Here is a 13,224-nt window from a genome sequence, read left to right as displayed (position 1 = left end):
GGGGCGCCACCCACCCCCAGGTCGGTATCGTGCAACCTCTCTCGCCCAGGGACCCTCTCTTCATCGGACCCTATACTCTCCGTGCTCGAGTGCGCACGAATCGTATGGGAACGGTCTTTCTCGGCACCTCACCCGACGGCCGCCCCGCCACCGTGAAGCCGGTCGACGAGGAACTCGCGCGTGATCCCCGTTTCCGTCGACGCTTCGTCCGCGCGATCCACGCCTCCCGGCGTATCCGCGGCCCTCACACCCCCGCGCTCCTGGACGCCGACCCCTACGCGTCGATCCCGTGGATGGCCACCGAATACCTTCCCGGCCCTTCGCTCGCCCAGGCGGTCACCGAGTGCGGCGCGCTCCCCTCCTCCGCCCTGCCGCCCTTGACGCTGGGTCTGGCCGAGGCTCTGCGCACGGCCCACGACGTGGGTCTCGCGCATCTGGACCTGAGCCCGGATCACGTGCTCCTGACACCGCACGGCCCACAGGTGATCGACTTCGGGATCGCGGACGCCGTCGAGGGGGCCGGTCCCCTCTCCCGCATCCTCGGCCCCTGCCTCGCCGGATCACGTGCGGGGACCCGGGCCCCACTGCCCGACGACGTGTTCCGCCTGGCCGAGGTCGTGGTCTTCGCCGCGACCGGGGCCGATACCCCCACCCCGGACCTCGCTCCGCCGCCTTCGCTGCGGGCCGCACGGGTCCGCTCGCGCCTGGGCGAGGTCCTGCCCGTCCCGCTGCGGGAGATGCTCGCGTCCTGTCTGTCCGAGGACCCCGCCGACCGACCGAGCGCGGGAAGTCTGCTGCTGCGTCTGCGGGTGTCGGCCGTTCCCGGAGACGGTCGACTGCCCGAGGCGTTCACCGAGCAGATCGATCGCACCGTCGTCGACCTGCGTTCGACGCTGACAGGGGATCCTCCCTACCGGGCTCCCCACCTGAACCCGCTCGTCCGTTTGGCCCCGGAGGAGGAGCCTCCGCCCACGTCGGCGCCTCCTCCGGTCGACCCTGTGGACCTCCGGGAGGAGGGCTCCCCCGCACCCGCCCACTCCGGTGCTCCGGTCCGCCCCATCTCCCGGGAACCGAGGCGGCGGTTCCCGACGGCCCCGATCTCGATGTGCGCGATGGCGCTGGTCGCCGTGCTCTGTCTGGTGCTGTTCGTCCTACGGCCCGGCGCCGAAGGGGGCGGTGGAGCCGCGGCGGGCTTCGCTCCGCTCGCCCTCGACGATCCACTCGTCGGGCTGGCCTTCACGCCCCAAGGCGGACTGTGGGTGCACACCCGGACCTCGCTCGAACTGTGGAAACGGGGGGCCGGATCCCCCTTGTCCGTCCACGAACCCGCTCCCCGGGAGTTCGCGGTGCGCTCCGACGGGGCCTTGGTGGGTCTGTCCTCCTTCGACCGGGTGGAGCTGTGGCCCGCGAGCGGAGGCGCCCCCGAGGTCCTGGTCGAGGAGGAGCCGGATCGGGGCATGCTGCGTTCCCTGGCGTTGAGCCCGGACGGCACCATGGCCGCCACCCTCTCCAACACCGATCCGGCCGGTGCGGGGGAGCACCTTCTCCTCCTGTGGGACCTGACGGGCGGCGGGCTTCTCGCGGAGACGGTCGTCGACGGCATCCCCGAGGCGCCGTCCTTCAACCACGACGGCACCCGGCTGGTCGCGCTCGTCTCCGACGCCTCCGGCGGCTCCGTGCTGTCGGTGTGGAACACCCCCGATCTGTCACCGCACGGCGTGATCGAGGCCGACTCTGGCGACGACGCCCGACGTTCACGGGTCACGGCCTTCGCCACGGCGCCCGACCGGGACTTCGCGGCCGTCGAGTACGGCGAGGACGCCGACCTGGCCCTGTACGACCTGGCCGCCCTGACCTCGACCATGACCTTGGAGCGCCCCTCGGACACCCCGCCCGGCTCCAGGGCCCGATCCCTGCTGTTCACCCCGGACGGAGCGACCCTGATCGGCGGGCAGGCACCCGTCGAGGGGCCGCATGGCCTCACCGGGGGTTCGGCGTGGGACAGCGCGACCGGTGAGCTCCTCACCGTCGGGGCCACCACCCTCTTCCCGATCCTCGCGGTGGGGCCGAAGGGGCGTGTGATCGCCTCGGGGCATCCGAAGGTCGACGAGGTGGTCTTCCTGGAGACGATCGCCCTGGGTCGGGTCGGCGACCCCTGACCCCTCTCCACCCGGCCCGGTCCCGTCACCGCGGGCGGTCCACCTTCCCCGGAGGGTGCGAGCGCCGTCCGGAAGAGGTCATCTCCCTGGGGGCTTTGTCCTCGACCGGCTACATTGACGGGGTACCTCCTCCCTCGTACGCCCCTGGACCAGCCGGAACACCAGGTCCCGCACGCAGTAAGGACCCGCAGCCGTGCAACCCCTCGCCGTCGACGACCCCTCCTCCATCGGACCCCACCGACTTCTCGCCCGCCTCGGCGCCGGAGGCATGGGCAGGGTCTATCTCGCGAGAACCCCCGACGGCCACCTGTGCGCCATGAAGGTGGTCAAGGAGGAGCTCGCCCACGACGCCCAGTTCCGGGCCCGGTTCGCCCGCGAGGTGCGCACCGCGCAACGGGTGCGCGGCCCCTTCACCCCGGCGGTCGTGGACGCCGACCCCGACGCGCCGGCCCCCTGGATGGCCACCGAGTACGTCCCCGGCCCCACCCTCAAGGAGGCCGTACGGGAGAACGGCCCCTTCCCCGCCGAATCCCTGCTGGTGCTCACCCTGGGGCTGGCCCGCGCCCTGTCGACGATCCATGCCGCCGGGCTGATGCACCGCGACCTCAAACCCGGTAACATCCTCCTCTCGCCACGCGGGCCCCAGGTCATCGACTTCGGTATCGCCCGCGCCGTCGAGGGCACCGTGCTCACCAGGACCGGCCAGACCTTCGGCACCCCCTCCTACACCTCGCCCGAACAGATCGTCGGCGAGAACGTGACCCCGAAAGCGGACGTGTTCTCGATGGCCGGCGCGGTGCTCTTCGCGGCGAGCGGGCTCCCGCCCTTCGGCGAGGGCACGTCGATCAGCGTGCTGAACAAGGTCATGAACGGGGAACCGAACCTCGGAGCGCTCCCCGAGGGACCGTTGCGACCGTTGCTCGCGCGTTGCCTGGAGAAGGACCCCGCTCGACGTCCCGACGCGGACGAGATCCTCCACGAACTCTCCGGAACGCCACTACCCTCGGCCGAGCACGGATGGCTGCCCACCCGGGTCGACCGACAGATCGACGCCAAGGCCGTGGAGACGGAGCGGGCCGGCGCGAACGAGCACACCACCGTCCCCATGGGCGGCGGATCGGCCACCGTCCCCATGGCGGAACAGGCCCGGCAGGGCCCGGAGTCGTGGTGGCGCCGCAGGTCGGTGGTGGTCGCGGCCGCCGCCGTCTGCGCCCTGATCCTGCTCGGCGGGGGCGCCCTCGCCTGGACCGTCCTTCCGGACCGGGCCGAAGACCCCCCGCCCACGGCGGGAGGGGGCGGAGAGGACACCGACTCCGACGGTTCGGACGCCGGGCCGCCGGGTGAGGGGGCCGACGACGAGGAACGTCCGGCCTCCGACCACTTCGCCGGCTTCGTCTACACCATCGACTTCTCCGAGGACGGGGACCTCGTCCACGTCTTCGGCTCGGGCACCCTGTCCACCTGGGACTGGCGCACCGGAGAGCTGATCGAGGACTACCCGCCGGCGACCGGCGCCCGATTCACCTCCACCGGCTACGTGGCGTCCACCGTCGAGCAGTACATCCGTGTCTGGGACGGCGGCGTGGACGACCGGATCGCCGTACTGGGGCGGACCGAGGAGTTCGGCATGTTCGACATGCCGGCGATCACGAGGGACGGTTCCACGCTGGCCGCCCTGGCCAGCCAGGACGGGACCGTCGAAGGCGACCCCTTCATCCAGATCTGGGACGTGGAGAAGGGCGAGGTGACCTCCGACTTCGAGGTGGAGGGCATGTTGACCCACCTGGAGTACGCGCTGGACGATTCGGTCCTGGTGGGCGTCCTCGCCGTACGCGACTACTCCGAGTCCATCGCCACGGTCGTCTGGGACCCCGAGACCGGGGAGGAACTCCACCGCTTCGACGACGCCGAGACCTACGACGCCAGGGTGTCGGGCGACGGCGAGACGCTCGTGGTGGCCGCCGACGACGAGAAGGCCTTCGTGGTCGACCTCGCCGGCGGGGACGTCCAGGACCTGGACGTCCCCGAAGAGGCGGTGGGGGAGCTCGGGTACGTCGCGCTCTCCCCCGACGGCTCGGTCGCCTACGGCGCCTCGTCCCTCTTCGGCACCTCCGAGGGCTACATGTGGGACACCGCCACCGGAGAACCCCTGCCCTCCGAGGGCCTGGAGTTCGACTCCGTCATCGGGGTCGACCCCGGCGGGGAGTACCTCGCCACCACTTCCACCGACGGTGGAGTCACGAGCGTCCAGATCCTGAACGGCGATTTCGAGATCGTCGCCGAGATCTCCTGATCCCCGGAAGGCAGTCATGCGTCCATCCGCGCCGAACGATCCCCGAGAGATCGGCCCCTACCGTGTCGTCGCCCTGCTGGGGTCGGGCGGCATGGGCCGCGTCCACCTCGGGCTGGGGCCCGACGGCACGCCGGCCGCGGTCAAGGTGGTCCGCGCCGAATACGCCTACGACCCTGGTTTTCGCGAACGGTTCGCCCGAGAGCTCGACCTCGTCCGGCGGGTCCACGGGCTCTTCACCCCCCGTGTCCTGGCCGCCGACACCTCGGGCCGGACCCCCTGGCTGGCCACCGAGTACGTGATGGGTCCCTCCCTCCAAGAGTTGGTGCAGGACACCGGCCCCCTCCCCGAGGAGACCGTGCGCTTCATGGGTCGGGCCATCGCCCAGGCGCTCGAACGCGTCCACGCGTCCGGGCTGGTCCACCGTGACCTCAAGCCCGGGAACGTCATGGTCGCCGGCGAGGGACCCCAGGTGATCGACTTCGGGATCGCCCACACCCTGGGCGACGCCCAGGACGGCGGAGAGGACCGGTTCGTCGGCACCCCCGGTTTCATGTCCCCCGAGGCCGTGGGCGGGGAGGCTCCGGGGCCGCCCGCCGACGTCTTCGCGCTCGGCGGCGTCCTGATCCACGCCCTCACCGGGCGGGGGCCGTTCGGAGACGGGCACCCCTCCACCGTCCTGTACCGGATCGCCCACCTCGAACCCGACCTCGAGGACGTCCCGGAGTCGCTGCGCGGGATCGTCTCGGCCTGCCTGGCCAAGGACCCGGCGTCCCGGCCCACCGCCGCGCAGGTGGTGCGGGACCTCGGAGGCCCCGTGTCACCGGCCCCGATCGCCTCCTCCTGGTTGCCTCCCGCGGCCGCCGAACGCATCGCCGGGATCGCCGACGAGTACCGCGACGCCGTGGCGACGGGTTCGAGGGCCGGAGGCCGGGGACGCCTGGGCGGCCGACTCCTCATCGCGGGGGCGGCGACCCTCGCCCTGACCATGGTCGCCGGCCTGGGAACGTGGACCGCGGGCCAGGCCGGCCTGATCGGTGGCCTCCCCGGCGATCCCGAGGAGGACCCGGGGGTCGCCCAACGCGAGGTCTGCTCTCCGAAGGAACACCTGGCGCCCGAGTTCGCCGAGGCCGCCGAGGACGAACTCACCCCGCCCAACACGGACGAGGGGATGTTCTACACGAACTTCTCCTCCGACGGCGAGGTCCTCGCGGTGGCCGGCACCGGGGGCCTGGCCCTATGGGACTGGCGGGAACAGACGGAGGTCGCGCGGATCGAGACGGAGATCCCGGCGCGGTACGGCCACCCCACGTTCAGCCCGAACGACTGCCTCCTGGCCTACGCCTCCGACGACGGCGCGCACGTCTACCACCTGGAGAGCGGGGAGCACACCGTCTACGCGGAGGGGTTCGACATCGGATCGATCGCCTTCACCCGGGACGGCGGCCGGCTGGTCGTCGGGTCGGGCGACGCCTCGTCCGACTCCACCGTTCTGCTGTACGACCTGGAGACCGGAGAACTGGGCACCACCCTCGCCGACGGGCCGACGAGCGTGAGAGCCCTCGCCGTCAGCGCGGACGGCTCCCACGTCGTCGCCCAGGACTGGCTCGAACGGCTCTACCTGTGGAACGTGGAGAGCGGGGAGATCATCGCCGAGGGCACCGACAGCCCCGCCCTCAACCCCGAGGCCGTGTACTTCGTGGACGACCGGAACCTCCTCCGCCCGGAGGCGACGGGGGCCCGACGGCAGAACTTCACCGACACCTCCGACGTCACCCGGTTCGTCGACGAGGACATGGAGGAGGACTTCAGGGTGCACGACGTCGAGTACAGCCTCGAGGCCGACCGGGTCTACGTCACCTACGTCCCGGGGGACTACGACTTCTCCAAGGCGTACATGAAGGTGTGGGAGTACTCCACCGGAGAGGACCTGACCGCCGAGGCGAACGAGGGCTACATGCACGAGATCAGCGTGCATCCCGAGGGCGAGGTCCTCATCGGCGTCCCGGGCAACGGCAACGGCATGTGGGTCGTGGACGCCACCGAACTGCGGATCCTGGACCGGCTATGAGCGCGCCCGTCGACGTCCACACGCACCTCGTCACCCGGTAAGGCCCATGTTCCCTCTCCACCCGCACGATCCGCCCTCCGTCGGTCCCTACCGTCTGCGCGCCCGCCTGGGCGAAGACGCCTACGCCCGCGTGTACCTGGGGACGGCCGACGGCCGCGACCCGGTGGCGGTGAAGATCGTCCGTCCCGAGTACGCCACCGACCCCGGGTTCCGCTCGGCCTTCTCGCGCCAGGTGGAGGCGGCCCGCGGCCTTCCGGGACGACACGTGTGCTCGATCCGGGAGACCGACGTCCGAGGCGCGGTCCCCTGGGCCGCCGTCTCCCGCCCCCTCGGCCCCTCCCTGACCGACCTGGTCCGCGACCACGGTCCGCTTCCGGCGGACGCCCTCCCCCCTCTGGCCCAGGCGCTCGCCCAAGGCCTGGCCGACCTGCACGCGGCCGGCCTGGTCCACGGTTCGCTCTGGCCGGACGGTGTACTGATGGCCTCCCGATCGGCGCTCATGGCCGACCCCGGCCTGGAAGGGGCGACCTCCGACGCCGGACGACGCGCGCCGCATCCGGCGTTCGCGGCACCCGAAGGGGGAGCCTCCCCCGCGACGGACGTGTTCTCGTGGGCCGCCACCCTCTGCTACGCCGCCGGCGGGGTGGAGGGCCCCGCGGGCCTGGCCCACGTCCCGCTCCAACTCCGAGGACTCGTCGACACCTGCCTCAAACTCGATCCGCGACTACGCCCCAGCGCCGTCGACCTGGTGCGGATGTTGGGCGGCCCCGCCGAACCGCCCGCCTGGCCGCCTCGGCTCCGCTCCGTGATCGACGCCGTGGCCGACCGCCAGCGGAACGCGCTCGCCTCCCCTTCCGACCCTTCCGACACGACGGACGCGGGCGAGGGAAAGAGGCCCGGACGTGGTCGTCTTCTCGCCCTCGGCGCCGGCGCGCTGACCCTGGTCGTGCTCGGTTCGGTGGGCGCGGTGATCGCCTACGACCGGCTCGGCGGCCCCTCCGAGACGAACGACCCGGAGCCCGAAGGCACCGCCCTGGTCACCGACGCGGACTGCCCGGACTCCTCGGCCCACCCCGCCCCGGAGACCCCCCTGCCCTCGGACGTCTCCCTCTCGAACCCGGTGTTCTCCGCCGACGGGGACGTACTGGCCACGACCTCGACCGAGGGGCTCTCGATCTGGGACTGGCGCGAGGGCGAGGAGATCGCCCGCCCCACCGACTCCGTGAGCGTCGGTTCCCGGAGCACCCCGGTGTTCTCCCCCTTCGGCTGCACCGTGGTGGTCCCCGAACTGGTGGAGCCCGAAGGACGCGACGACAGCATCACCCTCGCCCACGGATACGACCTGGCCGCCGGGACCGACACCGAACTCCTGGGCCCCCAGGACGGCCCGGACGAACAGGGACGTTGGATGAGCAAGCCGCTGAACGTGCAGGCCTTCGGCTTCTCTCCGGACGGCCGGCGCCTGGCCGTCACCCTGGACTCCCGGCTCGGGGCCGAGGCGAACACCCACGTCGTCGACACCGAGACCGGCGAGGCCGGAGAGCCGATGCTCTCCAGGCTCCAGTACACGACCACCTTCGTGGACGACGACCACTTCGCCACCAGCACCGGCGACGAGATCGCCATCTGGAACGCCGACACCGGCGAGAAGGTCCGCGAGTTCCGAGGGTCCACGTCCACCTCGCTGGCGGTGGACGTCGCCGGTTCCCGCCTCGCCTACCTCGACGACGATCGGATCGTCCTCGTCGACACCTCCGACGGCGGCGAGATCGCCTCCTTCACCCGCGAGGAGTTCGAGACCGACGACTCCCCCCTCCTCCTCGACCTGGTCATCGACCCCGAGCGGAACGTCCTCCACGCCAACTGGATGGTCTCCGTCGGTGACGCGGCCTGGAACCACCACCCCTACGCGTGGGACATCGAGACGGGCGAGGACCTGTGGGCCGAGGCGGAGGACCCCGTCCGCTACTCCGGGCTCGCCCTCCACCCCGACGGTGAGGTCATCGCCGCCACGACCGCCGCGGACTCCCGTCTCGTTCTGCTCGACCCGGAGACCTTCGAACCGATCGACACCCTCCACTGAACCCGCCGCCCGCCCCTCCCGACCTGGGAAGGGCGGGCGAGGGACGGCGTACGCCCCGTTATAGAACGCACCAGTAGACTTCGCCCGGAACGCCGTACCGCATCGTCACGAGAGCCCTCATGCGTCAGCCCTCCGCCGATGACCCCCACCGGATCGTCGCCCCCTCGGATCCGGCGGCGGAAAACGCGTCCACCTGGGCCTGGACCGGGACGGACGCACCGCCGCCGTCAAGGTCGTCCGCACCGAACAGGCCCGCGCCCCCTCTCGAGGTCCCGCCTCCGTCCCCGGCGGCTCCCGGCCTCCGGCCGGACGCACCCCGGCTTCCGTGGCCGATACCGGCCACGAGGACACGGCCCCACCACCCCTCCCCCACCGGGTCGGCCGACCGGCACCGGTGAAACGGGGCCACCGCCTCGGCGCGACGACACCACGACGACCACAAGGAACGATCCACCGTGCATCCCCTGGCCCCCTCGGACCCCACCCGGGTCGGCCCCTACCGCCTCATCGCCCTCCTCGGCGCGGGCGGCATGGGCCGTGTCTACCTGGGGCTGGACCGGCGCGGACGCCCCGCCGCCGTCAAGGTCGTGCGCTCCGAACACGCCTACGAACCGGCGTTCCGCGCACGGTTCGCCGACGAACTCGACCTGGCCCGACGCGCGCAGAGCGAGAACGTCCCCCGCGTGTACGACGCCGACGCCAAGGCGGAGACACCGTGGATGGCCACCGAATACGTCATGGGCCCCTCCCTCCAACACCTGATCGAGACCACCGGCCCCCTGCCCGAACACTCCGCCGTACACCTGGCGCGCGGTGTCGCCCAGGCCCTCGTCGGACTGCACGCGGGAGGCCTCACCCACCGCGACCTCAAACCGGCCAACGTGATGGTCTCCCCGCACGGCGCACGGGTCATCGACTTCGGCATCGCCCGCGCCCTGGTCGACGGCCACTCCCCGGAGCACGGCAAGACCGTCGGGACCCCTGGATACATGGCCCCCGAGACCGGAAGAGGCGAACAGACGGGCCCACCGGCGGACGTGTTCGCCCTGGGCGGGGTTCTGACCTGGGCCTTGACCGGCCAAGGGCCGTTCGGCGCCGGCCACCCCTCCACCGTGCTGTACCGATCCGAGAACCTCGCCCCCGAACTCGGTCGGGTCCCCGAGAACCTCCGCCCGCTGATCGCGGCCTGTCTGGACAAGGACCCGGCCCGACGCCCCACCGCCGTCCAGGTCCTCCAGGCCCTCGGCGGACCCGCACCGCACGAACCGACGGCCGCGCGCTGGCTGCCCCCGGCCCCCGCGTCGGCCGTGGACGCCATTGGTAACGCCTACCGGGCACGCGTCGTGTTCGGTGACCGTTCTCGCCGCGGACGCGGTCTCCTCACCGGCGCCTCCGTGGTCGTCGCGTTGGTCCTCCTCGGAGGGTTCGGCTTGTGGGCGCTCGACGGCCCCCTGCCTCGCGAGGACGAGGACCCGGTCGCCGCGGAACCGTCGACGGAACCGGAACCCGCCACCCGAGAGGTCTGCGACCCCACCGAGCACCTGGCCCCCGAGTTCACCGAGGCCGCGGCGTCGGAGCCCACGATCCCGTCCGTGTCGTTCCGGGTCCGTACCTCCTTCTCCCACGACGGTTCGGTCCTGGCCGTCGCCGGAGACCAGGGCGTGGCCCTGTGGGACTGGGAGAACGAGACCGAGCTCGCCCTGATCGAATCCCGAGGAGAACGCAGCGACACCCGTCCGCACTTCAGCCCCAACGACTGCCTACTGGCCTGGGGCACCGAGGACGGCGCCCTCGTCTACTCGTTGGAGACGGGAGAGTTCACCACCTACGCCGAGGGGAGAGACATCTCGGACACCCTCTTCTCCCTCGACGGCACCGTCCTGACCGTGGCCGACCGAGGTTTCGACAGCGAGGGGTCGGTCTACGACATCGACCTGGAGAGCGGAGAGACCCTGCTGGTGTACGAGCGTTCCTCCAACCGACGTTTCCTCGCCCGCTCTCCCGACGGTGAGCACCTGGCGGGTCTGTCCGGTTCCGGATCTCCCTCGGTCTGGGAGACCGAGGTGGGACGTCGGATCTTCGATCAACTCTCCGGGGAAAGAGGTCTAGGAGTGAACCTCGAGCTTCTCGGTGACGGAGAACTCCTCTTCCCTCATGAGGATGGACCGTTCCACTACGACTTTCTCGAGGACAGTGGAGCGGGTTGGGTGATCGAACCCGAATTCGAGGACGAGAACGAGGAGGTCAATGGTTCCCTGACCGACTTCGTGTTCAACCCCGAGGCCGACCGACTGTACGCGGTTTTCATGGAGGATCCCGATGATGATGGTTTCTCCGCCGCGACCCTGAGCGTCTGGGAGTACTCGGCCGGAGACCACCCCGCCGAGGCGACCTCGATCGATCCTCAGGCCGAGGTTCTTCCGCTGCGGTTCGGTGTCCACCCCGGGGGCGAGGTCGTCAGCGCGATCCAGCCCGACAGCGAAACCGTTCTGATCCTCGACGCCGACGACCTTCGGGAACTCCAGCGGCTCGGCTGACCCCGCCCCGAGAACGGACCCACCGGAGAACGAAAGATCATGCATCCCCTGAACCCCCACGATCCACCCGTGATCGGACCGTTCCGTCTCGTCGGCCGGCTCGGCGAGGACTCCTGCTCTCGGATGTACGTCGCGAGCTCCGAGGAACACCCTTCGGTGGCCCTACGGGTCATCAAGGCCTCCCATAGCGCGAACCCCGCCTTCCGCACCGCGCTCGGCTACCGGGTCGAGAACGCCCGGCACGTGCTCAGCCCCTACGTGGCCGGACTGCTCGACTTCGACCTGGAGCGCACCACCCCCTGGATCGCGACGGAGTATCACCAGGGCGTCCCTCTGCGATCCCTGCTGGAGACCCACGGACCATTGCCGGCGGAGGCACTGCGACCTCTCGCCCTCGCCCTCGCGCAAGGGCTGGCCGATCTGCACGCCGGGCACCGGACCCACGCGGCCCTGTCCCCCGACACGGTCCTCATCACCCTCCGAGGGGCTCTGCTCTCCGACATCGGATTCGAATGGGCGGCGGCCGAGATCGGCCCCCTGTCCAACCAGGGTTTCGCCGCACCGGAAGGCCGCGCCGCGCCGGCGGTGGACGTGTACGCCTGGGCCGCCGTCCTGGTCTGGGCGGTCGGTGGGAAGAGCGTGGCCGAGGGGATCGATCGGCTCCCCCTTCAACTCCGCGGCCTGGCCGAGGCCTGTCTGCGTGAAGACCCCGCTCTGCGCCCCACCTCCGACGACCTCGTACGTCTTCTCGGCGGCCCCGCCTCACCCGATCCCTGGCCCTCCGACCTCGTCGGGCTCCTCGACCGGCGAGCGGAACAGGCGACCCGGGCCTTGGCCGCAGCCTCACCTCGAAGGAAACGCGGGAAGGGCGTGCTCCTCGCGTCCGGTTCGGCCGCGCTCGCCCTCATCCTGGTCGCCGCCGGTGTCCTCCTGTGGCCCTTCTCCGAAGAGGAACCGGTGAGTTCCGAGGAGGACACGACCCCGGCGCTCATCACCGACGCGGGCTGCCTCGACGATCCGGGCTTTCCGCCTCCGGAGGGACCCATCGACGAGTTCGACGCCACGTACCTGGCCTTCTCCCCGGACGGAGATCTCCTGGCCGTCAACAGCTACAACCATGGCCTCACCCTGTGGGACTGGCGTGCAGGCGAAGAGATCGCCCGGCCCTTGGCAGAGATCGATCAGGGGGTCTTCACCTTCGCTCCGGTGGGCTGCCAACTGGAGGTGACCACCTACGATCAGTTCCCCCAGTCGGATCTTCGCCACACGGTCGCCACCACCGTCGACATCCCCTCTGGAGAGATCAGGGACTACCTGGGCCCCCAGTCCGAGCGTGTGCTGACAGGTCTCACAGAACCGCGTTCGGTCTACTCGTTCGCGTACTCGCCTTCGGGCGAGCGGGCGATCATCAACCTCAGAAGAGACCTCAACATGGAAGGACGCCACCCCAGCACGGGGATCATCGACCTGGACACAGGAGAGGTCGTGGAGACCTGGGACCAGGAGGAGACGGACGCCTTCCTCTACGCACGGTATCTGGACGAGGAGCGGCTGATCGCCATCAGCGGCCGCACCCTCGAAGTCCGCCAGGCGAGCACCGGCCGGCGTGAACAGACCATTCGCAATAGCACCTCTCCCCGCATCGATCTACTCGAAGGTGAGGAGATCGTCTACGCCTCCCAGGACCGCATCCTCCGTTGGGACCTGGAGGCCGGAACGGAGGTCGATTCCTTCCCGGTACCGGACTACGCCGATATGGAGGAGCACACCGACCACTCCGTGAGCAACCTGAGGGTCGACACGGAACTGGGGCTCCTGCACTTCAGCTACGTGGTCGTTCCGAACCCGTCCGGCGGAGGAGAAGCGCCGCCCCCCGGGTCCGATCGTCGTTTCCCCAACCACGGATACCTGTGGGACCTGGAGACGGGAGAGGAGATCGGCGACGAGGACATCGCCTCACGGCCGATGGACTTCCACCCCGACGGCGAGGCCATCGCCTCGATCGGCCCCGAAGGAGACGTCCGGATCCTCGATCCGGAGACCTTCGAAGTCATCGACACCCTCTCCTGAACCCGGCTCCGGAC

6 protein-coding genes are annotated in these 13,224 nt (G+C 70.8%); all 6 read left to right on the top strand.

Annotated features, from left to right (window positions below; all coding sequences use genetic code 11):
- Positions 1-89 precede the first annotated feature (89 nt).
- The 6 genes from D451_RS0100630 to D451_RS0100600 all read left to right on the top strand — a co-directional run bounded on the left by D451_RS0100630 (position 90) and on the right by D451_RS0100600 (position 13,210).
- Complete coding sequence (locus tag D451_RS0100630; RefSeq protein WP_241463270.1) at positions 90-2,159, top strand: protein kinase domain-containing protein; 2,070 nt, start codon at positions 90-92, stop codon at positions 2,157-2,159.
- A 193-nt stretch (positions 2,160-2,352) separates the two neighbouring features.
- Positions 2,353-4,452 (top strand): WD40 repeat domain-containing serine/threonine protein kinase, encoded by a 2,100-nt coding sequence (locus tag D451_RS0100625; protein WP_017533050.1) that lies wholly within the window; start codon positions 2,353-2,355, stop codon positions 4,450-4,452.
- 16 nt (positions 4,453-4,468) lie between these two features.
- Entirely contained in the window at positions 4,469-6,520 is a 2,052-nt protein-coding gene (locus tag D451_RS0100620) for a serine/threonine-protein kinase (protein ID WP_017533049.1), read from the top strand.
- Between the two features lie 46 nt (positions 6,521-6,566).
- Complete coding sequence (locus D451_RS0100615; RefSeq protein WP_017533048.1) at positions 6,567-8,603, top strand: protein kinase; 2,037 nt, start codon at positions 6,567-6,569, stop codon at positions 8,601-8,603.
- A gap of 455 nt (positions 8,604-9,058) precedes the next feature.
- Complete coding sequence (locus D451_RS0100605; protein WP_026124714.1) at positions 9,059-11,140, top strand: WD40 repeat domain-containing serine/threonine protein kinase; 2,082 nt, start codon at positions 9,059-9,061, stop codon at positions 11,138-11,140.
- Positions 11,141-11,209: 69 nt separating this feature from the next.
- Positions 11,210-13,210 (top strand): protein kinase family protein, encoded by a 2,001-nt coding sequence (locus tag D451_RS0100600; RefSeq protein ID WP_241463269.1) that lies wholly within the window; start codon positions 11,210-11,212, stop codon positions 13,208-13,210.
- Positions 13,211-13,224: the final 14 nt, after the last annotated feature.

This window comes from Nocardiopsis alba DSM 43377, assembly GCF_000341225.1.
Lineage (GTDB): Bacteria > Actinomycetota > Actinomycetes > Streptosporangiales > Streptosporangiaceae > Nocardiopsis > Nocardiopsis alba.
The sequence above is the reverse complement of the archived record's forward strand: the minus strand, read 5'-3'. Positions and strand labels throughout refer to the sequence as shown.